Source organism: Streptomyces sp. CC208A, from assembly GCF_030010625.1.
GTDB lineage: Bacteria > Actinomycetota > Actinomycetes > Streptomycetales > Streptomycetaceae > Streptomyces.
Genome location: NZ_JASCXN010000003.1, coordinates 118,434 through 145,304, shown reverse-complemented (window position 1 = coordinate 145,304; position 26,871 = coordinate 118,434). Strand labels below are relative to the sequence as shown.

The following is a 26,871-nucleotide window of genomic DNA, read 5'->3' as shown; positions in this document are numbered from 1 at the left end:
CGAGCGGGCGAAAGGCGTGAAGCGTTCACCGAGGCCGCAGATCTGCTCGCCGTCGCCGAGGGCGAGCTGGACGGCCATGTGGTGGGCTCCGTCGGGAGTGGCGACGAAGGCGGTGCCCTTGCGGCCGACCCGGGTCAGGGTGCGGCCGTCGGCGTCGCGTGACGACAGGGTCCGGGGGCGGCGCGGTCGAGGCGGAGGCGGAGCGGGCCGGAGAGCAGTTCGACGGCGGTGCCGCCCTCGCGTACCGTCCCGGCGTCGGGAACGGAGGCGGGGGCGGCGAGCATGAAGCCGGGGCCTCGGCAGGCGCGTGGCACTCCACCGTGAGCAGCGCCAAGTCGAGGAGGTCGCCGCGGGCGTGGACCCGCTGGACGGAGGCGTACGCGGTGAAGCGGCCGGCCCTCCACGCGCAGGTCGCGGACTTCCGCGGCGTACGAGGCCTGCGCGCCCTCGCGCATCAGCCAGAAGCCGTCGGTGAACTTCATGCGGGTTCTTCCGCGGGCCCGTGGACGGGGAGCACGCCGGGCACGAAGGACCGGTGGAGTGCGCCGGGCCGGAAGGGCCGGAGGCGCGCCCAGCCGAAAGGGCCGGAGGCATGCCGGGGTCGGGGGCCGACCCTCCGGCACCCCCCCACCCCCTCGAAGGCGACGGATAGAAAACGCTTTCCCCCAAGCGTGCGCGAAGCATTGACGAAACACCGGCACCCCCTTAGCTTCATGCCCGTTGCACTTCGTACGTCATATATGAGACGTCATACACGAGATCTGAGAGTGCTCCATGCCCTATGCCCCCAGCCCCATCCCCTCCCGGACCCAGTACGTCCTGGAGGCGATCAAGCACGACATCCTCACCGGGGGGCTCAGACCCGGGCAGGCCCTGGTGGAGGCCGAACTCGCCGCGCGCTTCGGGGTGTCCAAGACGCCGGTGCGCGAGGCGCTGAAGACCCTCGCGGGCAGTGGGCTCGTCGTGATGAGCCAGTACAAGGGCGTCACCGTGCGGATGGTGGACGCGGACATGGCCAGGGCCGTGTACGACGTCCGCCTCCTCCTGGAGCCGGAGGCGGTACGCCGGGCGGTCGCCTCGGGTGCCCCGCTCGACGCGGCGCACGAGGCGCTCGCGCGGGCCGCGGCCGCCGAGGATCCGGCCGAACGCTCCCTGGCCAACCGGGCGTTCCACCGGGCGCTCTACCTCCCCTGCGGCAATCCGCTGCTCGGGCGGATGCTCGACGAGGTGCGCGACCAGGCCGCGCTCGTCTCCACGGTCGCCTGGGCCGCCGTGCCGTCCTGGGAGCGGGAGGCGGCCGAGCACACGGAGATCCTGCGGCTCGCCGCCGTCGGCGACGCCGACGGGGCGTGCCGGGCGGTGCACGACCACATCGCCTCGTTCGTCGAGCGCGCCTTCCCCGAGAACCCTCTGGAGCCCGCCGCGGGCTCCCCCCTTCCGGACCCTCTGGACAGCGAATGACCATGGAATTCGAGACCCTTCGGGCCGCCCTCGCCGACGTCGTGGCCATCCCGGTCACGCCGTTCGCCGAGGACGGCCGGGTGGACTCCGCCGCCCACCGGGCGCTGCTGCGGCGGCTGCTCGACGGCGGGGTGCGCACCCTCACCCCCAACGGCAACACCGGCGAGTTCTACGCCCTGACCCCCGAGGAGCGCCGCTCGATCACCGAGGCGACGGTCGCGGAGGCGGCAGGGCGCGCCACGATCCTGGTCGGCGTCGGGCACGACGTGCCGACGGCGGTCGAGGCGGCCCGGCACGCCCGGGACACCGGGGCGCACATGGTGATGGTCCATCAGCCGGTGCACCCGTACGTCTCCGAGAGCGGCTGGGTCGCCTACCACCGCGCCATCGCCGAGGCGGTGCCGGAGCTGGGCGTCGTCCCCTACATCCGCAACCCGCTGCTCGCCGGGGCGCGCCTGGCCGAACTGGGCGCCGCCTGCCCGAACGTGGTGGGCGTCAAGTACGCGGTGCCGGACGCGGCGCGGTTCGCGGGCTTCGCCCGGGACGCGGGGCTCGACCGCTTCGTGTGGGTGGCCGGTCTCGCGGAGCCGTACGCCCCCTCGTACTTCTCGGCCGGCGCGACCGGTTTCACCTCGGGGCTCGTCAACGTCTCCCCCTCGCTCTCCCTGGAGATGCTCCGGGCGCTGCGGGCGGGCGACCACGGGACCGCGATGAAGGTGTGGGAGCGGATCCGCCGTTTCGAGGAACTGCGCGCGGCCAACGGCAACGCGGACAACGTGACGGTGGTGAAGGAGGCACTGGCCTCCCTCGGCCTGTGCCGCCGGGACGTCCGGCCGCCGAGCCGTGAACTCCCGGAGGCCGAGCGGTCCGAGGTCGCGGCGATCGCCGCCGGGTGGCCGGCATGAGCGGGAACCGTGAAGTGCGGCCCGAGGAGCCGCGCAGTCGCCCCGTGAGCGGGAACCGCGAAGTGCGGCCCGAGGAGCCGCGCAGTCGCCCCGTGAGCGGGAACCGCGAAGTGCGGCCCGAGGAGCTGCGCAGTCACCAGTGGTACGGCACCGGCGGGCTGCGGTCGTTCAGTCACCGGGCCCGCACCCGGCAGCTCGGCTACCTGCCCGAGGAGCACCTCGGCAAGCCGGTGATCGCGGTCCTCAACACCTGGTCGGACATCAACCCCTGCCATGTGCACCTGCGCGACCGGGCGCAGGCCGTGAAGCGGGGGGTGTGGCAGGCGGGCGGCTTCCCACTCGAATTCCCGGTGTCCACGCTGTCGGAGACCTTCCAGAAGCCGACGCCGATGCTCTACCGCAACCTCCTGGCGATGGAGACGGAGGAGCTGCTGCGCTCGTACCCGGTGGACGGGGCGGTGCTGATGGGCGGCTGCGACAAGACGACGCCGGCGCTGCTGATGGGCGCGGCCTCGGTCGACCTGCCGACCGTCTTCGTCCCGGCGGGGCCGATGCTGCCGGGGCACTGGCGGGGCGAGACCCTCGGGTCCGGTACGGACATGTGGAAGTACTGGGACGAGCGGCGGGCCGGGACGATCGGCGACTGCGAGATGGCCGAGCTGGAGAACGGTCTGGCCCGCTCCCCCGGTCACTGCATGACAATGGGGACGGCGTCCACGCTGACGGCCGCCGCCGAGACGCTGGGCGTGACCGTGCCGGGCGCCTCCTCGGTGCCGGCGGTGGACTCCGGGCACGACCGGATGGCCGCCGCGTCGGGGATGCGGATCGTGGAGCTCGTACAGCGGGACCTCAGGCTCTCGCGGCTGCTGACCCGGGAGGCGTACGAGGACGCGGTCGCCGCCGTCCTGGCGCTCGGCGGCTCGACCAACGCGGTGATCCACCTGATCGCGATGGCCGGGCGGTCGGGGGTGAAGCTGACGCTCGACGACTTCGACCGGATCGCGCGGACGGTGCCGGTGCTCGCGAACCTGCGGCCCGGCGGGAAGTACCTCATGGAGGACTTCCACTTCGCCGGCGGGATGCCCGGCTTCCTGTCGCGGATCGCGGACGTGCTCCACCTGGACCGGCCGACCGTCTCCCACGCCACCCTGCGCGAACAGCTCGACGGGGCGCTCGTCCACGACGACGAGGTGATCCGGGAGCGGGACCGGCCGCTGGCGGCCGAAGGCGGGCTCGCGGTGCTGCGGGGCAACCTGTGCCCGGACGGGGCGGTCGTCAAGCACGTCGCGATGGAGCGGAGGTTCCTCAGGCACACCGGTCCGGCCGTCGTCTTCGACGACTACCGGACGATGCAGCGGACCATCGACGACCCGGCGCTCGGCATCACCGCCGACCACGTGCTCGTGCTGCGCGGCTCCGGGCCGAAGGGGGGTCCGGGGATGCCGGAGTACGGGATGCTGCCGATTCCCAAGCACCTCCTGGAGCAGGGGGTACGGGACATGGTGCGCATCTCGGACGCCCGGATGAGCGGGACGAGTTACGGGGCGTGCGTGCTGCACGTGGCGCCGGAATCCCATGTCGGCGGGCCCCTTGCCCTGGTGCGCACGGGCGATACGATCACTCTCGACGTCGCGGCCCGCTCCCTCCACCTGCACGTCACGGACGAGGAGCTGGGGCGCCGCCGGGACGCGTGGACCCCGCCGCCGGCCCGGTACGGGCGCGGCTACGGCGCGCTGTACATGGAGCAGATCTCCCAGGCCGACACCGGCTGCGACTTCGAGTTCCTGGCCAGGCCGGGGACGACCCCCGATCCGTACGCGGGCTGAGCACCCCGCCCTACCGCACCACCGCCCCTCTCGTTCGAGATCTCGAACAGGGTTCGCGAAGCGCTTCACCTGTGATCCCCCGCCTTCCGATCCCTTGATAGAAAGCGCTTTCTGAACTCCGCACCGCCCGCCCGAGAACGGAGCCGCCGTCATGGCCACAGCTGTGACCGAACCGCCCCGAGCCGCCACGGCACGGGGGCGCCGCCGCACGGGAGCGACCCCCCGCCGGCTGCCGTACCTGCTGATAGCCCCCGCCGGCCTGCTGATGCTGGGCTTCATCGCGTACCCCGTGCTGAGCGTCTTCTACTACAGCCTCCAGCACTACAACCCGACCAAGCCCTGGCGGAACGGCTTCGCCGGCCTGGACAACTTCACGAAGATCTTCACCGACGACCCCCACTTCTGGGGCACGCTCACCTTCAGCCTCAAGTGGGTCGTGGTGGAGGTGACGCTCCAGCTCCTCTTCGGGCTCGCGCTCGCCCTCATCGTCAACCAGACCTTCGCCGGCCGGGCGCTCGGCCGGGCCCTGGTCTTCTCGCCGTGGGCCGTCTCCGGCGTGCTCACCTCGGCGATCTGGGTGCTGCTCTACAACTCCCAGACCGGCATCACCCGTTACCTGGCGGACCTCGGCGTCGGCGAGTACGGCACCTCGCTGCTCTCCGACACCGCGACCGTCTTCCCGGCGGCGATCGTCGCCGACCTCTGGCGCGGCGTGCCCTTCTTCGCCATCCTCATCCTCGCCGACCTCCAGTCGGTGCCGAAGGACCTGTACGAGGCCGCCGAGGTCGACGGGGCGGGCCGGCTGCGGCAGTTCCTCCACATCACGCTCCCGCACCTCCGGGACGCGATCGTGCTCTCCACACTGCTGCGCGCGGTGTGGGAGTTCAACAACGTCGACCTGCTCTACACCCTGACCGGCGGCGGACCCGCGGGCGTCACCACGACGCTGCCGCTGTACGTCGCCGAGACCAGCGTCGACGCCCACAACTTCGGTTACGCCTCCGCCCTCACCACGGTGGCGTTCGTGATCCTTCTCTTCTGCTCGATCGTCTACCTGCGCCTGAGCAAGTTCGGAGGCCACAGCAAGTGACCGCCGCAGCCACCCGCACCCGCACCGCCCCCACCGGCGGGGCCACGCCCCCGGCGGAGCCGCCGGACCGCACCCCGCCCGCCGCCGCCCGCAAGCGGCACCGGGCCTGGGACGAGGTCCCCCGCTGGCAGATCTACCTGCCGCTCGGCGTCTACCTCGTCTTCACCCTCGTCCCCTTCTACTGGATCCTCCTCTTCGCCGTCCGCCCGGCCGGCTCGACCTCGCTGCTGCCCTGGCCGATGACGAGCGCGCACTTCGAGAAGGTGTGGACCGAGCGCAGCTTCGGGGTCTTCTTCCAGAACAGCCTCCTGATCGGCGTCGCCGTCCTCATCAGCACCACGCTGGTCGCGCTGGCCGGCGGCTACGCCCTCGCCCGCTTCGACTTCCGGCTCAAGAAGGGCTTCATGCTGGCCCTCCTCTGCTCCCAGTTCGTGCCGGGCGCCCTGCTCCTGGTGCCGCTCTTCCAGATCTTCGCCGAGCTGCGGATGATCAACTCGATCGGCAGCGTCATCCTCGCCGAGACGGTCTTCCAGCTGCCGCTGTCGATGATCCTCATCAGCGGCTTCATCAGGAACGTGCCCCCGTCCCTGGAGGAGGCCGCCTGGGTCGACGGCTGCAACCGCTTCCGCGCCTTCCTGATCGTCGTGCTCCCGCTGCTGCGGCCCGGCCTGGTCGCCGTCGGCTCCTTCGCCTTCGTCCACGCCTGGAACCACTTCCTCTTCGCCCTGATGTTCCTCAGCAGCCAGAGCAAGCAGACCATCCCGGTCGGCCTCAACACCCTCATGGGCGCCGACAGCGTCGACCTCGGCGCGCTCGCCGCGGGCGGTGTCATCGCCGCCGTCCCCGTCGTGATCGTCTTCGCCTTCATCCAGAAGTGGCTCGTCACCGGCTTCAGCGCCGGGGCGGTGAAGGGATGAGCCCCATGCCCACACCTGAACCCCTGTCCATACGAGAGCCCCTGCCCGCACCCGCCTTCGAACCCCTGCCCGTCGTCCTCGCGGGCGCCCGCGGCCACGGCCGCAGCCACCTCCTCAACATCCACCGCCTGGAGAAGCGGGGCCTGGTCCGGCTCGCCGGCGTCTGCGAGCTGCGCCCGCTCGACGCGGCCGAGCTCGACGGGCTCGGGGAGCCCGCCCAGTCCGACGACTTCGAGGCGCTGCTCGCCGTCACCGGCGCGAGGCTGGCGGTGCTCAGCACCCCGATCCAGACCCACACCGACCTGACCCTGGCAGCCGTCCGGCACGGCGCCGACGTCCTCCTGGAGAAGCCGCCGGCCCCCTCGTACGCGGAGTTCCGCCGGATGGCCGACGGGGTCGCGGCGGCCGGCGCCGTCTGCCAGATCGGCTTCCAGTCGCTCGGCTCGCACGCCGTGCCCGCGATCCGGGAGCTGATCGCCGACGGCGCGATCGGCGAGGTCCGGGGGGTCGGCGCGGCCGGCGCCTGGGTCCGCGACGAGGCGTACTTCCGGCGCGCGCCCTGGGCCGGCCGGCGCCGGCTCGACGGCCTCGACGTCGTCGACGGGGCGCTGACCAACCCGCTCGCCCACGCCGTCGCCACCGCCCTCGCGCTCGCCGGGACCACCCTGGCCGAGGACGTGACGGGCATCGAGACCGAGCTGTTCCACGCCCACGCCATCGAGTCCGACGACACCTCCGCCGTCCGCGTCACCACGGCCGCCGGTTTCCCGGTGACCGTGGCGGCGACGCTCTGCGCGGAGAAGAGCCGCGAGCCGTACGTGGTCGTGCACGGCACCCGCGGCCGGATCACCTTCTGGTACCGCGAGGACCGGGTTCTGCTCCAGCGGGCCGGCCACGGCCCCGAGGAGACCGTGTACGGGCGCACCGACCTCCTGGAGAACCTGGTCGCGCACCTCACCGACGGCACCCCGCTGCTCGTGCCGCCGGACGCGACCGGCGCCTTCATGCGGGTGGTCGAGGCGGTCCGCACCGCCCCCGACCCGCTGCCGCTGCCCGCCGCCCACTGGCGTACCGAGCCCGGCGAGAGCGCCGCGCGGCGGGTCGTGGAGGGCGTGGAGGCGCTGGTGGACGGGAGCGCCGAACAGCTGCGGCTCTACTCCGAGCTCGGCGCCCCGTGGGCGTCGCCGGCCCCGGCGGAGGTCCGATGAGCACCGAAGGGACCGGTGTCGTGCTGCGGGCGGCGGGCCGCGCGGTCGCCCACTGCGTGACCCGGCCGGCGCTCTCCGCCGACCACTCCCCCCGCCCCTACCTCCATCCCGTGACCACGCTCGCCGGGCGGACCGTCACCGAGGTGCTGCCCGAGGACCACGTGCACCACCTGGGCGTCTCCGTCGCCGTCCCGGACGTCGAGGGCTGCAACTTCTGGGGCGGCAGGACCTTCGTCCGCGGCCGCGGCCCGGTCGCGCTCGACAACCACGGCACACAGCGGCACGACGGCTTCAAGCTGTGCGACCCGGACGGCTTCGTCGAGGACGTGAGCTGGACCGCCGGCGGGGAACGGCTGCTCGCCGAGCACCGCACGGTCGCCGCGGTCCCGCTGACCGACACGGCGTGGGCGCTCGACCTGACCTTCTCCGTCGCCAACGTCTCCGGCCGCGACCTGTCGATCGGCAGTCCGGCCACCAACGGACGCCCGGGCGCCGCCTACGGCGGCTTCTTCTGGCGCGCCCCCAAGGAGGCTTCGGCGCCAGTGGTGTTCGGTCCCGGCGCGGACGGCGAGGAGGCCGTGCACGGTGTCCGCGCCGGCTGGGTGGCGATGTGCGGCGACGGCTGGACGCTGGTCTTCGCCGGGGCGACGGAGACCACCCGGCGCGACCCGTGGTTCGTACGGGCCGCCGAGTACCCGGGCGTCGGCTCCTCCCTCGCGTACGGGGAGCGGCTCGCGGTCCCTGCAGGCGAGACCTTCGTACGCCGCGTGGTGACGGTCGTCGCCGACGGGAGGCTCGACCGGGACGGCGCCGCGGCCCTGGTGCGCAAGGCGGTGGCCTCGTGACCTGCCCGCTGGTGCCCCAGGTCACCGGCGACCTGGGGGACGGCACGTACCGTGACCCGGTCCTGGCGGCGGACTGGTCCGACCCGGACGCGGTCCGGGTGGGCGAGGACTTCCACCTCACCGGCTCCAGCTTCGGCCGCGCCCCCGGACCGCCGCTGTTGCACTCCCGCGACCTGGTCGACCGGAGGCTCGTCGGGCATGCCCTCGAACGGCTCGCGCCCGAGGAGGAGTTCACCCGGCCCCGGCACGACTGCGGAGTGGGGGCGCCTTCCTTCCGTCACCACGACGACCGCTTCTGGACCTTCTGGGGCTACCCGGATCACGGGATCTTCCAGATCAACTCCCCTTCGATCGAAGGACCTTGGAGCAGTCCCCATCTGGTGAAGAGGGGACGTGGCCTGATCGACGCCCGTCCGCTGCGGGACGAGGAGAGCCGCGAGGCGTACCTGGTGCACGGCTGGGCGAAGTCCCGGGCCGGCTTCGACAACCGGCTCACCGGGCACCGGATGAGCCCGGACGGCACCCAGGTCCTCGACGAGGGCACGACGCCGGTCGACGCCGACCTGATCCCCGGCTGGTTCACCCTGGAGGGCCCCGGGCTTACCGGCACGAGGCCCGCTTCTGGATCCTCGCCCCGGGCGACACCGACGTCAACGGCCCCCATCAGGGCGGCTGGGTGCGCACCGGCGACGGCGAGGACCGGTTCCTCCGCTTCCAGCAGGCCGGCGCGTACGGCCGGCCGGTCCGCCTCCAGCCGATGCGCTGGGACGCGGACGGCCGGCCGGTCATGGGCGACGACGGTGCCCCCGTACGCGTCCACCGCGAGCCGGCCCTGCCGGAGGGGCCCGCGGTCCGGCCGGCCGTGGACGACGCCTTCCCCGGCGGCGTCTTCGGGCCGCAGTGGCAGTGGACCGCCAACCCCCGCGCGGAGTGGGCCGGTTCGCATGACGGGGAGGGGCTGCGGCTCGCCTGCGTCCGTACGGACCTGGCCGAGGACCTGCGGTCGGTGCCGCACGTGCTGACGCAGCGGCTGCCCGCCGGGGCCCGGACCGTCGAGGTCCGGCTGCGGCCTGGCGCCGGGGCGCCCGGGGCCCGGGCCGGTCTGGTCGTGCTCGGCGACGCGTACGCCTGGATCGATCTGGAACGGGCCGACGGCGGCGGCCTGTTGCTCGTCCACCGCTTCGCGCCGGGCAACGCCGACCGGGAGCGGGACGCGGCCCGCCCTCGGCCGCTCGCCAGGGACGAGGTACTGCTGCGGATCGCGGTCACCGCCGACGGCCGCTGCCGCTTCTCCTACGACGCCGGTACGGGACCCGTCCGGCTCGGCCCCGAGTTCGCGGCCACCCCCTGGCGGTGGGTGGGCGCCCCGCTCGGCCTGTTCGCCGCGGCGCCCGAGAGCGAAGGGCACGCCGGGACGGGCGTGTTCACGGACTTCCGCACCCTCGCCACCGCCGCCGCTGTCACCACCACCGCTCGCTGAACCCGGGCGAGCCCCCTCGTACTCCCCCACACCCATCCCCGTACGACCCCATCCCCCGTACGACCCGAGTACCACCCGAGAGAAGAGAGCCGACGATGACCATCTTCCCCGGCCGGCGCAGAGCCGCCCTCGCCCTCGCCCTGTCCGGTGTCCTCGCGCTGACCGCCACCGCCTGCGGTGACGACGGCAGCGGGGGCGCCGGTGCGGGCAGCGAGGGATCGGGCAAGGGCAGGATCACCTTCTGGGACAACAACGGCGGTGTCCGCACCGACGTCTGGAAGGAGATCATCGCCGACTTCGAGAAGGCGAACCCGGACATCGACGTCGAGTACGTGGGCGTCGCCTCCAAGGAGGTGCAGTCCAAGTACGACACCGCCATCCAGGGCGGCGGGCTCCCGGACGTCGGCGGCGTCGGCGCGGCGATGCTCGCCGGGATCGCCGCGCAGAACGCGCTGGAGCCGCTGGACGAGCGGATCGCGAGCAGTGCCCTCCACGGCAGGCTGAACCCCGGCATGGTCGAGTCCGTCAAGGCGGCCGGCGGCCAGGACAAGCTCTTCACCGTCCCGACCTCCGCGAGCAACGGCGTCCTCTACTACCGCACCGACCTGTTCGAGGCGGCTGGCCTGGAGGAGCCGAGCACCTGGTCGAGGTTCTACGCGGCGGCCGACAAGCTCACCCAGAAGGACAAGAACCGCTTCGGCTACACCATCCGCGGCGGCGCCGGCTCCATCGCCCAGGCCCTGGACGCCATGTACGGCCAGAGCGGCATCCAGAGCTTCTGGGAGGGCGACAAGACCACCGTCAACGCCCCGGAGAACGTGGCCGCCCTGGAGAAGTACGTCGGCCTCTTCAAGAAGAACACCCCGGCGGCCGACGTCAACAACGACTTCACCAAGATGGTCGCCCAGTGGGACAGCGGCGAGATCGGCATGCTGAACCACAACCTCGGCTCGTACCAGGATCACGTGAAGGCCCTGGGCACCGGGAAGTTCCGCGGCATACCGAACCCGACGCTCGACGACGGCACCCGCGTGATGGTCTCCCACCCGGTCGACGGCCTCGGTCTCTTCTCCACCAGCAAGAACAAGGCCGCCGCCTGGAAGTTCATCGAGTTCGCGGCCTCCCACGCGTCCAACTCCAAGTGGAACAGGTCCGCCGGCGCCATCCCCGCCAACACCGAGGCGGCGCAGGACCCGTGGATCCAGGAGGCCGAGCCGACCAAGCTCGCCGCCGAGGTCCTCTTCAGCGGCAAGGCGACCATCGTCCAGCTGCCGTACTACCTGCCGGACTGGAACACCATCTCCAAGGCCGACAACGAGGCCGCCTTCCAGAAGGTCCTCCTCGGCACCATGAGAGCCAAGGACTTCGCCGACAAGCTCGCCGAGCAGCTCAACGAGGCCCAGGCCGAGTGGAAGCAGCAGCGGAAGTGATGCCGGGCCGCCGCGAGGCGGTCGTGGCCGGGGCGGGCCTCGCGCTCGCCCTGGTCACCGGCCGGACCGCCGCCCGTGCCGAGAGCGCCGCGCCCGGCGCCCCCGCCCGTACCCTCTTCATCGCCGGAGACTCCACCGCCGCGCAGAAGTACGCCGACGCGGCCCCCGAGACCGGCTGGGGCACGGCGCTCCCCTTCTTCCTGCACCACGGGATCACGGTCGCCAACCACGCCGTCAACGGGCGCTCCACCAAGAGCTTCCTCGACGAGGGCCGGCTCGAACCGATCGGGGCCGCGATGCGGCCCGGCGACATCCTGCTCGTCCAGTTCGGCCACAACGACCAGAAGACCACCGACCCCGCCCGCTCCACCGACCCCTGGGGCTCCTACCAGGACAACCTGCGGGTCTTCGTCGAGGCCGCCCGGTCCCGGGGCGCGCTCCCGGTGCTCGCGACCTCCGTGGAACGCCGCCGCTTCGACGCCGAAGGGAACGCGCGCCGCTCGCTCGGCGACTACCCGGCGGCGATGCGGGAGCTGGCCGCCGCCTCCGGCGTGCCGCTCCTCGACGTCGAGGCCCTGTCGCTCGCCCTGTGGCAGCGGCTCGGCCCCGAGGCCACGAAGACGTACTTCAACTGGACCGACACCGAGCAGGACAACACCCACTTCAACCCGCCCGGCGCGATCGAGGTCTCCCGGCTCGTGGCCCGCGAACTGCTCCGCACCCGGGTCCTCGCCCCGCGCGAGACCCGCCGGCTCGACGACGACGTCCCCACCCGCTGGATCACCTGGCCCCCCGCATCTGAGGAGAACCGCGCGTGAACAGAAGCACGAAGCTGGGAGCGGCGGCCGCCGCCGCCCTCGTCCTCACCGTCACCGCCCCCGCCGCCGGCGCCCACTCCGGCCCCCGCCCCGCCGACCCGGCCCGCGCCACCCTTCCCGCCGGTGACGGCTGGGCCTCCGCCGGCACCGGCACCACCGGCGGCGCCGACGCCGACGCCTCCCGCGTCTTCACCGTCACCACCTGGGCCGAGCTCCGGGCCGCCCTCGCCGTCCCCGGCACCGAGCCCCGGATCGTCAAGGTCGTCGGCACCCTGAACGCCACCGAGGCCGGCTGCGCCGCCTTCGAGGCCCCCGGCTACGACTTCCAGCAGTACCTCGCCGACTACGACCCGGCGGTGTGGGGGTACGAGAACGAGGTCAGCGGCCCCCAGGAGGAGCTGCGCGCCGCCTCCGCCGCCGCCCAGAGCCGGGCCGTCAAGGTCAAGGTCCCTTCGAACACCACCCTCATCGGCGTCGGCCGGGACGCGACGATCCTCGGCGCCGGCCTCCAGGTCACCGGCGTCGACAACGTGGTGATCCGCAACCTCACGCTGGAGAGCCCGCTCGACTGCTTCCCGCAGTGGGACCCGACGGACGGCGCCGACGGCGCCTGGAACTCGGAGTACGACGCTCTGGTGGTGTACGGCTCCACCCACGTGTGGATCGACCACAACACCTTCACCGACGGCGCCCACCCGGACAGTTCGCTGCCGAGGTACTACGGCGAGATCTACCAGCAGCACGACGGCGAGCTGGACATCGTGCGCGGCGCCGACCTCGTCACCGTCTCGTGGAACGCCTTCACCGACCACGACAAGACGCTGATGATCGGCAACAGCGACGGCGCGGGCGCCACCGACCGCGGCAAGCTCCGCGTCACCCTCCACCACAACCTCTTCGACAACGTGGTGGAGCGGGCGCCCCGGGTCCGCTTCGGGCAGGTCGACGCGTACAACAACCACTACGTGGTCCCGGACGGCACCTACGTGTACAGCCTGGGCATCGGGTTCGAGTCGCAGCTCGTCGCCGAGAAGAACGCCTTCACGCTGGCGCCCGAGGTGCCCGTCGGGCAGATCCTCAAGAAGTGGAAGGACGCGCCGGTCACCACCACCGGCAACTACGTCAACGGGCGCCCGGTCGACCTGCTCGCCGTGCACAACGAGCAGATCCCGTCGGAGATCCTGCGCCCCGACGCGGGCTGGACCCCCGTCCTGCGCACCCGGGTGGACCACCCGCGGGCCGTGCCCGCCCTCGTCGGCCACCGCGCCGGCGCCGGCCGTCCGCACTGACCGGCCCCCCTTCCCCGGGCCGGGGCGGAGCGCGGCACCCCCGTCCCGTCGCGCCCGCCCCGGCCCGGTCCTTTCCCTCTTTTTTTCTGCCTATCGGCGAAGGAGCATCCGCATGCCCTCGCACCACCCCCGCACCCCCCTCGGCCGCCGTGCCTTCCTCACCGGCGCGGGCGCCGCCCTCGCCGCCCTCGCCCTGCCCGCGGCTCCCGCGGCGGCCTCCGGCGCCGGGCCCTTCGGGCGGTACGGCTCGCCCGCCACACGGCTGACAAGTCGGACGCTCTACGTCCACCCCGGCGGCCTCGGCGACCACACCAGCGTCCAGGCGGCGGTGGACGCGGCGAGCGGCACCGGCTGGACGCTGGTCCTCGCGCCCGGTACGTACCGGGAGACGGTGAGGGTGGCCTCGGCCCGTACCGGCATGACGTGGATCGGCGCGAGCGGGGACGCCGAGGACGTCGTCGTGGTGTACGACAACGCGGCGGGCACCCCGAAACCGGACGGCTCCGGTACGTACGGCACCACCGGTTCGGCGACGGTCACCCTCCAGGCGGCGGACTTCACCGCCCACGCCGTCACCTTCGCCAACGACTTCCTCCGCACCGACCTGCCGGGCAACCCGGGCACGCAGGCCGTGGCGCTGAAGGCGCAGGGCGACCGCTCGGCCTTCTTCCACTGCCGGTTCCTCGGCCACCAGGACACCCTCTACACGGACTCGACGGCGCTGACGGCCTTCGCCCGGCAGTACTTCGCGCACTGCTACGTCGAGGGGGACGTCGACTTCGTCTTCGGGCGGGCCACCGCCGTGTTCGAGCACTGCCACTTCCGGACCCTGGTCCGCACGGACCTGACGGGTGCCCCGTACGGCTTCGTCTTCGCTCCCTCGACGGCCCGACCCAACCCGTACGGCTTCCTCGCCTCCCGCTGCCGGGTCACCAGCGAGGCCCCGGACGGCTACTACAAGCTGGCCCGGCCGTGGGTGCCGGGTTCGGACCCGACCGCCCGGCCCGCGCTGGTGATCCGGGAGTCCGTCCTGGACGCGGGGATCGACGCGGTGGCGCCGTACGCGAACATGCGGGCCGAACACCCGTGGCAGGAGCAGCGCTTCGCGGAGTACCGCAACACGGGCCGGGGCGCGGCGGTCACCGTACCGGAGAACCGTCCGCAGCTGACGGCCGCGCAGGCCTCCGCCGTCACCCGGGGCGCGTACCTGGGCGACTGGACGCCCGCCAGGGCGTTCGGCCTCTGAGCCACCGTTTCAACGGTCAACCGGTCATTCGTCGAAACAACTCGGGGGGACCGGGGAGGTTTTCCGCCGGTCTCACCGGCTGGTCGCCGGGTGTCCGCAACAACGCCTGGAGGGTTCACCATGATCGCCCAGGAACAGATACCCGCTGTGCTGGATCATCCCGTCTACGACACCGAGGGCACGAAGATCGGTGACGCCAAGCACGTCTTCCTCGACGACGCCACCGGCCGCCCCGAATGGGTCACCGTCAGGACGGGCATGTTCGGCACCCGTGAGTCCTTCGTGCCGATCAAGGACGCCGCCGTGGTGCGGGACCACCTGGAGGTGCCCTACTCCAAGGACCGGGTCAAGGACGCCCCGCGCGTCGACATCGACGGCGGAGGCCATCTCGACGCGAGCGAGGAGCAGCGTCTCTACGAGTACTACGGCATCGCGTGGGACGAGGCCTGGCAGCAGGCGAACGAGCCCGGCGAGGGCGGCTGGGCACACGGCACCGGCGCCGGCACCACAGGCGCGGCCGGCGCCGCGGGCACTGCCGGCGCCGCGGGCACTGCCGGCGCCGCGGGCAGGGAGGCGGAGTGGGCGGGCCGTTCGGCCGACGACGCGATGACCCGCTCCGAGGAGCGGATGCACGTCGGCACCGAGCAGGTGGAGACCGGCCGGATCCGGCTGCGCAAGTACGTCGTCACCGAGGACGTCCAGGAGACCGTGCCGCTGCACCACGAGGAGGCGCGCGTGGTGCGCGAGCCGATCACGGAGGCCAACCGCGAGCAGGCCATGTCGGGCCCCGAGATCTCCGAGGCCGAGCACGAGGTGACCCTCCACGAGGAGCGCCCCGTCGTCGAGACGCGGGCCGTCCCCGTCGAGCGGGTCCGCCTGGAGACGGACGAGGTCACCGAGGAGCGGACGGTCACCGGCCAGGTCCGCAAGGAGCACATCGAGGTCGAGGGCGAGGACACGGGCATCGTCCAGGAGGAGGACGAGGAGCGCGGCATGTGACGTGCTCCCACCCAGGGATCCGGGCGGCGACGCGGCCCGGATCCCTGACTCGTCGGTCAGACGAGGAGGTCCACGCAGTCGAGGGCGGTGCCCGGGCTCAGGAAACCCGTTCCGGTCGAACCGCTGACGACGTTCAGGCGGACCACGTTGTACTGGGACGGGTCCGCCCGCCACGCGCTCGCGGGGACGCTGTAGGTGAAGGTGTGGTTGTTGCCCCGGTAGGAGCCGGTGGTGAGGGAACGCGTCGAGGGCTGGGTGGGCGGTGAGGGGATCGCGGAGACCCAGGTGTCGTTGACGGTGACCCGGGGGCGGCCGTTGAGGAAGGCGGTGGTGACGCCGATCCGCAGGGTGTGCGCGGCGGCGGCCTGGGCGGCGGTGAGCCGGAAGTACACCAGGAAGCCGTCGTTGACGTCCTTCCAGAGGTAGCAGGGGACGGAGCCGGAGGGGTCGCCGCTGCCGACGACGACGTTCCCGGTCCAGGCGGCGGCCCGGACGTCGGCGGGGTGGGCGTACGTCATGAGGGCCGCGTTCTTGAAGCCGGCGGGGGTGCCGTCCCAGTCGCCGAGGCGCCAGATCGCGGGGGCGGTGCTCGGGTCGCCGGTGATCGTGATCGTGTGGAGGGCGGTGGCCGTGCCGGCGGTGACGGTCACCTGGGCGGTGTGGACGGCGAGTTCGCCCTTGTAGACGGTGAGCGTGTACACGCCGGGCAGCATGTTCCGGCAGGAGAAGGCACCGGTGCCGTCGGCGGCGCGGGTCCAGTACTGGGCGTCGGCGTTGGCGAAGCCGATGGTGTACGGGTGCGCCGGGTCCATGTTCCTGAGGCCGACGCCCGCGACCCGGCCGCGTCCGGCGGCGCCGACCCAGCCGGGGATGCCGAGCCCGTCGACCCAGCCGGTGTCGTGGTTCGCGGCGAAGAGGGCGGGGTCGGGGGTGCCGCCGTCGGTGAAGACGAGCAGGTACGGCCCCTGGAGGCCGAAGCGCATGGGCTCGGTCTGGGACTGGTTGTAGTGGAGGATCTCGTAGAGTCCGACGCCCAGTTCGTTGGAGTGGCGGAGCAGCGAGCGGTAGAAGGGGCCGCCGGACGCCTTCTCGTGGTTGGAGCGGATCATCCAGAGGCCGACCGTGCCGGTGGTGTAGCCGATGTGGTCGTAGTCCATGACACGGACGCCGGAGTAGTGCTTGGAGCGGGTCTGGCCGTCGGCGCGCCGCCAGACGTCCCCGGCCTCGATGACGGTGTCGGCGCCCTCGACCCAGGAGTCCGGGCCCGTGTTGGGGAAGACGCCGGGCTTGAGGCGGGCGATGAAGCGGGTGGCGGTGAAGGACGTGTCGGCCTTGTCGGTCCACAGGTAGACGTTGTTGCGGCCGGAGCGGGCCGCGTAGTAGTGGCGCAGGGTGCCGTGGACGACGGTGACGAGGATGGCGGAGCCGATCTGCCGGAGGCTGACGGTGGAGGCGCCGAGGCCCGACTCGACATGGGAGTGCTTGCCGCCGTACCCCTCGTACTCCTTGCCCTTGTAGAGGAGGGAGGTGAGGTCGCCGGTGGTCCTGGAGACCTTGAAGACGAGTCCGGCGCCGGTGTCGATCACGTAGTTCGCGCCGTCGTCGCTCCAGCCGAAGCCGGCCGCGGCGGCGGGTCCGGCGGCGGTGGCGAGGGAGGCGGTGGCGCCGGCGGCGACGGCCGCTCCGAGGACGATCCGGCGGCGGACGGGGTGGGTGTGCATGGTGCGGCTCCTTCGACGGTGTGGGGTAGCCGTAGGTCGCCGCGGGGCGGGAAAGGGTTGCCCCCTTCGCTCGAAACGTTTCAAGGAGATGTCCGCCGGGGTCGTCGCCCCAGGTCGCGGAGTGCCGTCAGGCGAAGCCGCCGCGGAGGGTGGTGCGGCCGCCGTCGGGGCCGGTGAGGACGACGGTGTACGCGTCGGCGGAGGCGTCCCGGGTGCCTTCGGCGTGGTTGTACTGGGCGGCGAAGGTGTGCGGGCCCGCCGGGACCGTGCGGCCCTCCTTGAGGGTCCAGCGGTAGACGAGGGCGCCGGACTCCTCCGCGACCGTGACCGTGAAGTCCTCGGCGGGGCGGGTCTGCCAGTGGCCGGTGGTGGCGATCCCGCCGGTGAGGGCGACCCGCAGTTCGACGGTGAGGCCGGTGACCTCGGTGTCCGTGGTGACGGCCAGGTCGCTCTGGGCCCACCAGCGGTGGCTGCCCGCGTCGATGGTGCCGGCCGCGCTCGCCGCCGGGCCGGGGGCGGTGGGGGTGGTAGGGGTGGTGGGGGTGGTGGGAGCGGGGGCGGTGGAGGTGGGGGCGGTGGAGGTGGGGGCGGTGGGAGCAGGGACGGGGGGAACGGGCGCGGTGGAGGCGGAGACGGTGGGAGCGGGTGCCGTGGGAGCGGGTGCCGTGGGAGCGGGGAGGGCCGGGGAGGCGGGCCGGTCCCGGAGGGTCGCCGCGGCGAGGCCGCCGAGGCCGACGACGGCCGCGACGGTGGTGGCGACGGCCACGGTCGCCGTCCAGCGGCGGCCGGCCCACAGGGCGCGGGCGGGCGTACGGTCCCGGCGCGGCGGCGGGGCGGCCATGCCGCGCTCGACGCGGGCCAGCATCCGGGCGCGGTCGGGCCGGTGCGCGAGCGCCGCCTCGCGCAGCTCTCCGCGCAGGCGTGTCTCGTCCATCAGTGTCTCCCCGCGGCGAGTTCGGTGGCGGCCCGTCCGCCGAGCAGTTTCTGCAGTTCGGCCATGCCCTTGGCCGTCTGGCTCTTGACCGTGCCGACGGAGACGCCCAGGGCGAGGGCGGTGTCCCGCTCGGAGAGGTCGAAGGCGTGCCGGAGGACGACGCAGGCGCGCTTGCGGAAGGGCAGCGCGCGCAGCGCGGTCCTGACGTCGACGACGGCGGGCACGTCCGGGTCCTCGGTGTGCTCGGGGCGCCGGTCCCAGAAGGCGGCGATCCGGCGCCGCTCGCGGACGGTGCCGCGGATGCGGGTGCGGACGAGGTTGGCGACGACGCCCCGGGCGTAGGCGGCGGGGTGGTCGGCGGCTCGGACCCGGTCCCAGCGGTGCCAGAGGGCGAGCATGGCGTCGGCGGCGAGGTCGTCGGCGGCGTCGGTCTCGCCGGTGAGGAGGTGCGCGAGGCGGGCGAGTTCCGCGTAGTGCCGGTCGAAGAAGTCCCGGAACTCGGCGGCGGCGTCACAGGGTTCGCCCAGCGGTTCAGCGCCTGCCCCGTCCCGCCGTCCGCCGGGCGGTTCAGCGTCGGCCACGGCCGGCCTCCGGCTGGTCGGGGGCGGGTCCGGTGCTGGCCCGGACGGTGAGGCGGGGGGCGAGGAGGCCGGTGCCGTGGGAGTCCTCGCCGCGCAGCCGGGCGACGAGCCGTTCGACGGCGATGCGTCCCATGTCCTGCGCGGGCACGGCGACGGCGGTGAGCGGTACGGAGGCGTGGGCGGCGACCTGGTCGGGGCAGAGCGCGGTGACGGAGACGTCCTCGGGGACGGCGCGGCCCTGGTGGCGCAGGACGGCGAGGAGCGGTTCGACGGCGGCCTCGTTCTGCACGACGAGGCCGGTGGTGCCGGGGCGTTCCTCGAAGATCCGGGTTACGGCGGCGGAGACGGCCGCGTAGGTGCCCTCGACGGGCCGGTGGAGCAGGGCGGTGCCGTGCTCGGCCGCGGCGGCGCGGATCCCGGAGAGGGTGCGCTCGGCGTAGCCCGTACCGCGGGCGTAGACGGCGGGGGGTTCGCCGAGGACGGCGAGGCCGCGGTGGCCGAGACCGGCGAGGTGCTCGACGCAGCGGGCGCCCGCGGCGGCGAAGTCGAGGTCCACGCAGTCGAGTCCGGCGGTGTCGGCGGGCAGGCCGATGAGCACGGAGGGCCGCTCGGCCTCCCGGAGGAAGGGCAGCCGGGGGTCGTCGAGCTCGACGTCCAGGACGATCATCCCGTCGGCGAGGGCGCTGCCCTCGACGCGGCGGACGGCCTCGGGGCCCTCCTCGCCGGTGAGAAGCAGCACGTCGTAGCCGTGGGTGCGGGCCGTGGTGGTGACGGCCATGGCGATCTCCATCATCACCGGCACGTAGAGGCCGGTGCGCAGCGGCATCATCAGGGCGAGGATGCTGGTCTGGCTGCTGGCGAGCGCGCGGGCGCCGGCGTGCGGGCGGTAGCCGAGCTCGTCGATGGACTGCCGGATGCGTTCGCGGGTGGCGGCGGAGATGGACCGCTTGCCGCTCAGGACATAGCTGACGGTGCTGGCCGAGACACCGGCGTGCCGGGCGACGTCGGCGAGGGTGACCACGTGCGCGCTCCTCGGCTGGTCCGGGGTGGTTGGGGGGTGCCCGTAGGCGACAGGGACCCCGACCCTAAGCGGCCGCTCGTCGGACTGTCCAGGCGGGGTGTGAAGAGTCCAAGGACCGGGGGGCCGTGCGGGGTTGTGCGGGGGCGGCCGGCGGGGTGGGATGGAACCTGTCGCGCAAGCGCTTTCTGGCGTGACGGGCGCCGGACGACCGCGCCCCCTCGCCTCTCCCATGCCTCTTTCCGACGAGCTTTCCGACGAGCTTTCCGACAAGCCTTCCAGCGAGCCTTCCAACGAGCCCTTTCGACGGGAGCACCATGACCGATCTGCCTTGGTACACCTCGTTCGCCCCCGAGCGGGGAACCCTGCCGCCGCGCGCCTGGACCGCGGACTCCGACGCCGCTCGTCTGCCGCTGGACGGCGACTGGGCGTTCCGCCTCTCCCCCGCCGCCGACGCGGCGGACGCCTCCTTCGCCGAGCCCGGTTTCGACGCCGGCGACTGGCGCACCGTCGCCGTGCCGGGGCACTGGGTGCTCCAGGGCAAGGACGGGGAGTTCGGCGGCCCGGCGTACACCAACATCGCCTACCCCTTCCCGGTCGACCCGCCGCACGTGCCCGACGAGAACCCGACCGGGGACCATCTGCGCCGGTTCGACCTGCCGGACGGCTGGCCCGGGGACGGTGGCGCGGTGCTCCGCTTCGACGGGGTCGAGTCCTGTGCGCGGGTGTGGCTGAACGGCACGGAGCTGGGCTGGTTCAAGGGGTCCCGGCTCGCGCACGAGTTCGCGGTCGGTCCGCTGCTGCGGGAGCGGGACAACGTGCTCGCGGTCCGCGTCCACCAGTGGTCCTCGGGCTCGTACCTGGAGGACCAGGACCAGTGGTGGCTGCCGGGGATCTTCCGGGAGGTGACGCTGCTGCACCGTCCGGAGGGCGCGCCCGGCGACCACTTCGTGCACGCCTCGTACGACCACACGACCGGGACCGGTGAGTTCAGGGTGGAGTGCGACGTGCCCGGCCGGGTCCTGGTTCCGGAGCTGGGGCTCGACCTGGCGACCGGGGAGTCCGTGACGGTGACGGTGGAGCCGTGGAGCGCCGAGGTGCCGCGGCTGTACGAGGGCGTGCTCGCGGCCGGCGGGGAGCGGATCGGGCTGCGGATCGGCTTCCGTTCGGTGTACGTGGAGGACGGCGTCCTGAAGGCGAACGGACGGCGGATCCTCTTCCGGGGCGTGAACCGGCACGAGTTCCATCCGGAGCGGGGCCGTGCCGTGGACCTGGAGACCATGCGCGCGGACGCCGAGCTGATGAAGCGTCACAACATCAACGCCGTACGGACCTCGCACTATCCGCCGCACCCGGCCTTCCTCGACCTGTGCGACGCCTACGGGCTGTGGGTGATCGACGAGGGCGATCTGGAGACGCACGGCTTCGAGGAGTTCGGCTGGCGGGGCAACCCGGTGGACGACGAACGGTGGACGCCGGCGCTGCTTGACCGGGTGGCCCGGCAGGTCGAGCGGGACAAGAACCATCCGTCGGTGGTGCTGTGGTCGCTGGGCAACGAGTGCGGGACGGGCGCGGGGCTGCGGGCGATGGCCCGCTGGATCCGGGACCGCGACCCGTCGCGGCCGGTGCACTACGAGGGTGACCGGTCCTGCGCCGACACGGACGTCTACTCGCGGATGTACGCGCCGCACGCGGAGGTCGAGGAGATCGGCCGCCGCGAGGAAGGAGGCCCGGCGCGCCGCCGTGAACTCCCCTTCATCCTCTGCGAGTACGCGCACGCGATGGGCAACGGGCCGGGCGGTCTGAGCGAGTACCAGCGCCTCTTCGAGACGTACGAGCGCTGCCAGGGCGGTTTCGTGTGGGAGTGGATCGACCACGGCCTGACCCACCCGGTCCACGGGTACGGCTACGGCGGCGACTTCGGCGAGGAACTGCACGACGGGAACTTCGTCTGCGACGGCCTGCTCTTCCCTGACCGTACGCCCTCGCCGGGCCTGATCGAGTACAAGAAGGTCGTCGAACCGGTCAGGATCGCCCCCGGCGGGCGGCCGGGCACGGTCGCGGTGACCAACCTCCACGACGTGGCGGACCTGTCGGCGCTCGCCTTCGTGTGGGAGTTCCTGGCGGACGGGCGGGCGATCGGCCGGGGCACGCTCGCCGTGCCGCCGCTGCCGGCCGGGGAGCGCGCGGAGGTGCCACTGCCCGCCGCGCCGGCGCATCCGGCGGGTGGGGAGACGGTGTGGACGGTACGGGCGGTGCTCGCCGCCGACGCGGTGTGGGCGCCCGCAGGGCACGAGGTGGCCTGGGGCCAGCTGCCGGCCGCCCCGGCGCCGCTTCCGTCACGGCCGGGCCCGGACGTCCCCCCGACCGCGGAGGGCGACCGGATCCTCCTCGGCCCGGCCGCGTTCGACGTCCGGACGGGCGCGCCGCTGGCCCTGGGCGGCCTGCCGGTGACCGGCTTCGGCCTCGACGTGTGGCGGGCGCCGACGGACAACGACGAGGGGGCGCCCTGGCAGCCGGACACCCGGTACGGGTCGCTGTGGCGGACGCTGGGCCTGCACCGGATGCGGCACCGCACCGACGGCGTGGAGGTGACCGCCGAGAGCCTGACGGTCCGGACCCGGGTGGCACCCGCCGCCCGCGACCTCGGCCTGGCCGTGACGTACCGCTGGACCTCCGACGGCACGGTGGTGCGGCTCGGCGTGGACGTACGGCCGGAGGGCGAGTGGCCGGTGCCGCTCCCCCGCCTCGGCGTCCGCCTCGGCCTGCCGGCGGAGCTCGACCGGGCCGAGTGGTACGGCGGCGGCCCCGGCGAGGCGTACCCCGACACCCGGGCCGCCGCGCGGCTCGGCCGCTGGAAGTCGACGGTGGCCGGCCTCCAGACCCCGTACGTGCGCCCGCAGGAGAACGGCGCCCGCGTCGACACCCGGTGGCTGGAGCTGACGGGCGGGGACGCGGGCGTACGGATCGAGGGCGAGCCGGTGTTCTGGTTCACCGCCCGCCGCTGGACCCACGCGGACCTGGACGCCGCCGCCCATCGCCCGGACCTGGTCCCCGGCGACACCCTGTGGCTGAACCTGGACCACGCCCTCCAGGGCATCGGCTCTCAGTCCTGTGGCCCGGGCGTCCTCCCCGCCCACCGCCTGGACCCGGCCCCGGCGTCCTTCACCCTGTCGTTCACGCCCACCACGGGCTGAGGCCACCGGTCCCCGATGTGTGGACGGCCCGCTCCTCGGGTGAGGGGCGGGCCGTCCGCGGGCCATGGGGAGGTCAGCGGAACCGCCGCTCCGGGAGGATGCCCTGGGTCTTCAGTTCGGTGGCGACGAGGGCGGCGTATTCGGTGGCGCCTTGGAGGGAGGTGTGGGTGTTGTCGCGTTTCTCGGTCGTCAGGTAGAGGGCCTTGGAGGCTTCGGGGCCGAGGTGTTCGACGCGGGCCCGGGTGAGGGCGGTGAGGTCGATCAGAGGGGTGCCGAGGGTGGCGGCGAGGGAGCGGATCTCGGCGGGGTGGTCGACGCCGAGGCCGTTGACGAGGAGGGCGATGTCGTTGTTCAGGGTGCCGTCGGCGTTGAACCAGCGGCGGACGACGGGGGTGACGAGGACGGGGGTGGCGCCTCGGGCGCGTATCCGCTCGACGAGGGTCGTGAGGTTGGCCCGGTAGGTGGGGGCGTCGGTCTGCTTGTCGTTGTGGGCGAGCTGGATCAGGACGGGGTCGCCGGGGCGGAGTTCCGCCTCGACCCGGTCGAAGAGGGCCGGGTCGGCCAGGTAGGTGACGGTGCTCTCGCCGGAGTCGGCGTGGTTGGCGACGGCGGTGCCCCGCTTCAGGTGGACGGGGAGCTGCTGGCCCCAGCCGGTGTAGGGGGCGCCGGGCTGGTCGCAGACGGTGGAGTCGCCGATCAGGAAGAGGCGGGTGGCGGTGGGGGCGGGGCTGATACGGAGTGCCGCCACGCGCGGGGCGGGGCCGCCGAGGAGCAGGTCGAGGCCGGGGGTTCCGGTGGGGCCGGTGGGTTCGCCCTCGGGGTCGCGGACGTCGACGGTGAAGGAGCGGCGGATCCGTTCGCCGGCGCCGGTGGGGGTCTCGGCGAGCAGGGCGCGGCGGGTCTCGCCGGTGATCGCGGTCGCGCCGGCGGTGTCCCCGCCGAGGGTGACGGTGACGTCGTACGTGCCGGGGGCGAGGTCGAAGTGGCAGGCCAGAGCGCCGGGTTCGGCGGCCGTCGTGCAGTGGTCGAGGCCTTGGCCGTACGGGGTGTCGGCGTGCGCGGTGGTGGTGGCCGTGGCGGTGAGGAGGGTCAGCAGGGTCGCCGCGAGGGCGGTTTTCCTCTTCATCGGGGTTCTCCGGTAGGTCACTTGGGGAGGTGGTCGCCGACGAGGGCGAGGTTCTGGATGGCGGCGAGGCCGTAGAGGGCGGTGGTGTTGGTGCTGATCCAGAGGTGTTCGTAGCCGGGTTCGAGGGCGTCCGGGCCCTGCACGGGCGTCTTGTCCCAGACCATGGCGGAGGTGTAGCCGTCGCTCTTGTCGAACTTGGCCCAGGCGCGCTGGGCGAGCGCGGTGTCGTTCAGCTGGGCGGCGGCGTAGGCGTCCTGGCGGGAATGGCCCTGGAAGAGGAGGAGGGTGCCGAAGTTCTTGCCGTAGCGGGCGGCCTGTTCGGTCTTGGAGGCGTTGAAGTAGCGGCAGTAGTCGAGCCAGGCCGACCGGAACGCGGGCATGTCGATGAGGTCGATGAGTTCGGCGCACATCTCGACGAGGCCGAACATGGCGGAGAGGTGGGAGACGCCGACGGAGGGCTGCTCGGCGATCGCGAAGCGGCCGGTGTCGAGGTCGTACAGGCCGGTGCCCTGGACGAAGCCGTTGGGCTGGGCGGCGATCGTCTCCATGGTGGAGCGGAGGCGGGCCTCGGCCTTGGCGGCCTTGGGGCCGCCGCGCTCCCACTCGGTGAGCCAGGCGGCGGCGAGGCCGCTCCAGTCGGTGCCGAAGCCGATGGAGAGGGCGTGGCGGTCGGGGGTGTAGGGCTCGGTGCGGATCTTGCGGATGGGGTCGAGGACGAGGAAGGTCTCGTCGGAGTCGACGAGCGCGTGCATGAGGTCGCCGACGCGTTCGTCGGCGGTGAGGAAGTAGTAGGGGCGGCGGTAGACGGCGGTGGAGATCCGCTGCTGCTTGGCGCTGTCGGCGAAGTGCTGGACGCCGTGGCGGGTGCCGAGGCCCGCCCACGTACCGAGGTGGTAGACGTCGACCTCGCCGGTGTGGCGGGTCATGGCCTCGGCGAAGCGGAAGACGTCGGCGCGGCCGGAGCGCAGGTAGGCGTACCAGAGCCACAGGTCGGGCGAGAGCTCGGAGTTGTCCCAGGCGTAGCCGCCGACGTCGTACCGCCACTGGTGCCGGTCCTCGTCGTAGGTGTGCATGATGTCGCCGTAGTCCCAGAAGCCGTACCAACGGCGCTGCTCGGTCTGGTCCTTGTAGTAGGTGAAGAGGTAGTCGAGGCGGTCCTCGATCCTCGCCTTCGCGGGGGTGGAGCGGTCGACGGGCGAGAAGAGTCCGCCGAACACGCGGGCGCGGACGAGGTCTTCGGGGCTCGCGGCGAGCTGCGGCGGGACACGGACGGCGGCGGCCTGGGCGACGAGGGCGGCGGCGGTCGGAGTGGTGGCGTCGGCCCAGAACATCAGCTCGCTGGTGCGGGCGATGCCGTACGGGGTGCCGAAGCCGGGCTCGTAGTCCTCGTAGGTGATGTTGAGGCCTTCGAGCTGCTCGGAGTGGGTGTCCTGGCCCATGCCGTCGTGGTAGAAGCGCAGGTCCATGGGCTGGGCCTCGGGCGACCAGAGCCAGAGGGTGACCTCGGCCTCGTCGCCGGCGGCGCCCCTGATGTCGAGCTGGGCGGGGTGCTTCTGCCAGAAGTCCCTCAGGCCGAAGGAGAGTCCGCCGCTGGCGCCGCCGACGTAGCCGAAGCCGCTCGCGCGGCGGCCGCCGCCGGCCGGGATCCAGCCGTGTCCTGCCTTGGTGCGCTTGCGGATGCCGAAGCCGTCGGCGGTCAGCTGGGAGAGGGTGTAGTCGCCCCACGTGGGGATGTACGGGAGGCGGCTGGTGACGCGCTGGTCCCAGGTGGCCGGGTCGGGCAGCTTCTCGCCCTTGACCTGGGCGGCGCGGACGGCGGCGCCGGGGTCGCGGCGCAGTCCTGTGATGCCCTGGACGGCCTCGGTGAGGAAGCCGGAGCCCTCGCCGGCGAGGCGGATGTGCCGGTCGTAGAAGGCGTCGCGCATCGGGACGGTGAAGCGGACGCCGAGGCCGCGGATGAAGTCCTTGTTCTGGTCGCCGTCATAGGTGATCGTGTGGACCATGCGGAAGGCCTCGGAGCCGGCGTGGAAGTAGAGCCGGACCGAGAACGGCAGCCAACTGCGGCTGCCCTTGCAGTGCTTGCCGTCGATGCGGACCACGGCCCGGACGGGCCCCGTCTGTTCGACGACGGCGCCGGAGATCTCGCCGTCGAACCGCTCCCACTTGGCGTTGCCCTGGTCGCCGTCGTCGAGGTCGCCCTGCCGCAGCAGCACCAGCCGTCCGTCGGTGGCGATCTTCACGCCGTCGCGGGTCAGGGATTCGACGAGCTTGCCGCCGTCCTTCCGCAGCACGGCCTTGACGAGGCCGGTGTCGACGGTGATCCGGCGGTCGGTCTCGGTGACGGCGACCGTCTTCGCGCCGGTCGCGGGCGTGCCGGGGGCGAGCGAGAAGCGTTCGGCGCCGGCGGCCTCGGGGCCGACGGCGTGGGCGGTCCACTTGAGGGAGCCGTCGGGCCAGCGGGCGGTGGTCCAGGTCTGGACGGGGACGGGCGCGCCGTCGGCGGTGGTGAGCGCGAACGCCGTGTCGCCGGCGTGTACGCCCTTGGGCCAGGCGACGCCGAAGGTGGACCCGCCGGCGGCGCCGAGGCCGCCCGGCTCCAGCCAGGTGATGGTGGCGGGCCGCTCCTCGGGGGCCGTCTCGGCGGCGGGCGCGGCCTGCGCCTCGTTCCGGCCGAGGACCCAGCTGAACTGGGCGGCGGCACCGGCGACGGCGGCCGCCTTGAGGAGGGAGCGGCGGGGTATCGAGGACACGGGAACTCCTTTCGAGGGCATGCCGGTGGC

General features: G+C 73.1%; 19 protein-coding genes and 2 pseudogenes. 14 read left to right on the top strand and 7 right to left on the bottom strand.

All coding sequences use genetic code 11. The annotated features are described in order from the left end of the window. A pseudogene (locus tag QK442_RS05050) lies at positions 1-482 on the bottom strand (alpha-xylosidase); the annotation flags it as partial. Between the two features lie 292 nt (positions 483-774). Here QK442_RS05050 and QK442_RS05045 point away from each other — a divergent pair. From QK442_RS05045 to QK442_RS04985, 13 genes and pseudogenes are all read left to right on the top strand, one after another. Further along, positions 775-1,461 (top strand): GntR family transcriptional regulator, encoded by a 687-nt coding sequence (locus QK442_RS05045; RefSeq protein WP_282692586.1) that lies wholly within the window; start codon positions 775-777, stop codon positions 1,459-1,461. After that, the gene (locus tag QK442_RS05040; protein ID WP_282692585.1) at positions 1,458-2,366 is read left to right on the top strand and encodes a dihydrodipicolinate synthase family protein; all 909 of its coding nucleotides are present in this window, start codon (positions 1,458-1,460) and stop codon (positions 2,364-2,366) included. The genes QK442_RS05045 and QK442_RS05040 overlap by 4 nt, the downstream gene beginning before the upstream one ends. A gap of 92 nt (positions 2,367-2,458) precedes the next feature. After that, positions 2,459-4,192 (top strand): L-arabinonate dehydratase, encoded by a 1,734-nt coding sequence (gene araD / locus QK442_RS05035; RefSeq protein ID WP_282692584.1) that lies wholly within the window; start codon positions 2,459-2,461, stop codon positions 4,190-4,192. A gap of 151 nt (positions 4,193-4,343) precedes the next feature. Next, a complete protein-coding gene (locus QK442_RS05030; protein ID WP_282692583.1) occupies positions 4,344-5,282 on the top strand; it encodes a sugar ABC transporter permease in 939 nt (312 codons plus the stop codon). Continuing rightward, positions 5,279-6,199 (top strand): carbohydrate ABC transporter permease, encoded by a 921-nt coding sequence (locus tag QK442_RS05025; protein WP_282692582.1) that lies wholly within the window; start codon positions 5,279-5,281, stop codon positions 6,197-6,199. Before QK442_RS05030 ends, QK442_RS05025 begins: the two co-directional genes overlap by 4 nt. Before the next feature lie 5 nt (positions 6,200-6,204). Further along, complete coding sequence (locus tag QK442_RS05020) at positions 6,205-7,407, top strand: Gfo/Idh/MocA family oxidoreductase (RefSeq protein WP_282692581.1); 1,203 nt, start codon at positions 6,205-6,207, stop codon at positions 7,405-7,407. Beyond that, positions 7,404-8,252, top strand: coding sequence for a PmoA family protein (locus QK442_RS05015; protein ID WP_282692580.1), 849 nt, complete (start codon positions 7,404-7,406; stop codon positions 8,250-8,252). Before QK442_RS05020 ends, QK442_RS05015 begins: the two co-directional genes overlap by 4 nt. Positions 8,253-8,263: 11 nt before the next feature. Next, positions 8,264-9,732, top strand: a pseudogene (locus QK442_RS05010) (family 43 glycosylhydrolase). A gap of 95 nt (positions 9,733-9,827) precedes the next feature. Continuing rightward, positions 9,828-11,162, top strand: coding sequence for a sugar ABC transporter substrate-binding protein (locus tag QK442_RS05005; RefSeq protein ID WP_282692579.1), 1,335 nt, complete (start codon positions 9,828-9,830; stop codon positions 11,160-11,162). Continuing rightward, on the top strand, positions 11,162-11,980 hold the full coding sequence (locus QK442_RS05000; protein WP_282692793.1) for a rhamnogalacturonan acetylesterase: 819 nt from the start codon (positions 11,162-11,164) through the stop codon (positions 11,978-11,980). Before QK442_RS05005 ends, QK442_RS05000 begins: the two co-directional genes overlap by 1 nt. Continuing rightward, a complete protein-coding gene (locus QK442_RS04995) occupies positions 11,977-13,269 on the top strand; it encodes a pectate lyase (RefSeq protein ID WP_282692578.1) in 1,293 nt (430 codons plus the stop codon). Before QK442_RS05000 ends, QK442_RS04995 begins: the two co-directional genes overlap by 4 nt. A gap of 112 nt (positions 13,270-13,381) precedes the next feature. Beyond that, positions 13,382-14,515, top strand: a complete 1,134-nt coding sequence (locus tag QK442_RS04990; RefSeq protein ID WP_282692577.1) for a pectinesterase family protein — start codon at positions 13,382-13,384, stop codon at positions 14,513-14,515. A gap of 120 nt (positions 14,516-14,635) precedes the next feature. Further along, entirely contained in the window at positions 14,636-15,514 is an 879-nt protein-coding gene (locus QK442_RS04985) for a PRC and DUF2382 domain-containing protein (RefSeq protein WP_282692576.1), read from the top strand. Positions 15,515-15,570: 56 nt separating this feature from the next. Here QK442_RS04985 and QK442_RS04980 read toward each other — a convergent pair whose 3' ends face one another. The 4 genes from QK442_RS04980 to QK442_RS04965 form a co-directional block, all read right to left on the bottom strand. Next, on the bottom strand, positions 15,571-17,235 hold the full coding sequence (locus tag QK442_RS04980; protein ID WP_282692575.1) for a rhamnogalacturonan lyase B N-terminal domain-containing protein: 1,665 nt from the start codon (positions 17,233-17,235) through the stop codon (positions 15,571-15,573). A 127-nt stretch (positions 17,236-17,362) separates the two neighbouring features. Next, a complete protein-coding gene (locus tag QK442_RS04975) occupies positions 17,363-18,169 on the bottom strand; it encodes a hypothetical protein (protein ID WP_282692574.1) in 807 nt (268 codons plus the stop codon). After that, on the bottom strand, positions 18,169-18,696 hold the full coding sequence (locus QK442_RS04970) for a SigE family RNA polymerase sigma factor (protein ID WP_282692792.1): 528 nt from the start codon (positions 18,694-18,696) through the stop codon (positions 18,169-18,171). Before QK442_RS04970 ends, QK442_RS04975 begins: the two co-directional genes overlap by 1 nt. A 40-nt stretch (positions 18,697-18,736) precedes the next feature. Further along, on the bottom strand, positions 18,737-19,771 hold the full coding sequence (locus tag QK442_RS04965; RefSeq protein ID WP_282692573.1) for a LacI family DNA-binding transcriptional regulator: 1,035 nt from the start codon (positions 19,769-19,771) through the stop codon (positions 18,737-18,739). 314 nt (positions 19,772-20,085) lie between these two features. Here QK442_RS04965 and QK442_RS04960 point away from each other — a divergent pair, with 314 nt between their 5' ends. Further along, on the top strand, positions 20,086-22,965 hold the full coding sequence (locus tag QK442_RS04960) for a glycoside hydrolase family 2 TIM barrel-domain containing protein (protein WP_282692572.1): 2,880 nt from the start codon (positions 20,086-20,088) through the stop codon (positions 22,963-22,965). A 73-nt stretch (positions 22,966-23,038) separates the two neighbouring features. Here the strand turns inward: QK442_RS04960 and QK442_RS04955 are convergent, their stop codons facing one another. Together QK442_RS04955 and QK442_RS04950 are read right to left on the bottom strand one after the other, a co-directional pair. Further along, positions 23,039-24,091, bottom strand: coding sequence for a rhamnogalacturonan acetylesterase (locus tag QK442_RS04955; protein ID WP_282692571.1), 1,053 nt, complete (start codon positions 24,089-24,091; stop codon positions 23,039-23,041). Between the two features lie 17 nt (positions 24,092-24,108). Continuing rightward, positions 24,109-26,841, bottom strand: coding sequence for a Tat pathway signal sequence domain protein (locus QK442_RS04950; protein ID WP_282692570.1), 2,733 nt, complete (start codon positions 26,839-26,841; stop codon positions 24,109-24,111). Positions 26,842-26,871: the final 30 nt, after the last annotated feature.

Coding starts and splice junctions, on each gene's coding strand:
- QK442_RS05045 (WP_282692586.1), top strand. CDS start 775: ATGCCCTATGCCCCCAGCCCCATCCCCTCCCGGACCCAGTACGTCCTG.
- QK442_RS05040 (WP_282692585.1), top strand. CDS start 1,458: ATGACCATGGAATTCGAGACCCTTCGGGCCGCCCTCGCCGACGTCGTG.
- QK442_RS05030 (WP_282692583.1), top strand. CDS start 4,344: ATGGCCACAGCTGTGACCGAACCGCCCCGAGCCGCCACGGCACGGGGG.
- QK442_RS05020 (WP_282692581.1), top strand. CDS start 6,205: ATGCCCACACCTGAACCCCTGTCCATACGAGAGCCCCTGCCCGCACCC.
- QK442_RS05015 (WP_282692580.1), top strand. CDS start 7,404: ATGAGCACCGAAGGGACCGGTGTCGTGCTGCGGGCGGCGGGCCGCGCG.
- QK442_RS05005 (WP_282692579.1), top strand. CDS start 9,828: ATGACCATCTTCCCCGGCCGGCGCAGAGCCGCCCTCGCCCTCGCCCTG.
- QK442_RS05000 (WP_282692793.1), top strand. CDS start 11,162: ATGCCGGGCCGCCGCGAGGCGGTCGTGGCCGGGGCGGGCCTCGCGCTC.
- QK442_RS04990 (WP_282692577.1), top strand. CDS start 13,382: ATGCCCTCGCACCACCCCCGCACCCCCCTCGGCCGCCGTGCCTTCCTC.
- QK442_RS04985 (WP_282692576.1), top strand. CDS start 14,636: ATGATCGCCCAGGAACAGATACCCGCTGTGCTGGATCATCCCGTCTAC.
- QK442_RS04980 (WP_282692575.1), bottom strand. CDS start 17,235: ATGCACACCCACCCCGTCCGCCGCCGGATCGTCCTCGGAGCGGCCGTC.
- QK442_RS04975 (WP_282692574.1), bottom strand. CDS start 18,169: ATGGACGAGACACGCCTGCGCGGAGAGCTGCGCGAGGCGGCGCTCGCG.
- QK442_RS04960 (WP_282692572.1), top strand. CDS start 20,086: ATGACCGATCTGCCTTGGTACACCTCGTTCGCCCCCGAGCGGGGAACC.
- QK442_RS04955 (WP_282692571.1), bottom strand. CDS start 24,091: ATGAAGAGGAAAACCGCCCTCGCGGCGACCCTGCTGACCCTCCTCACC.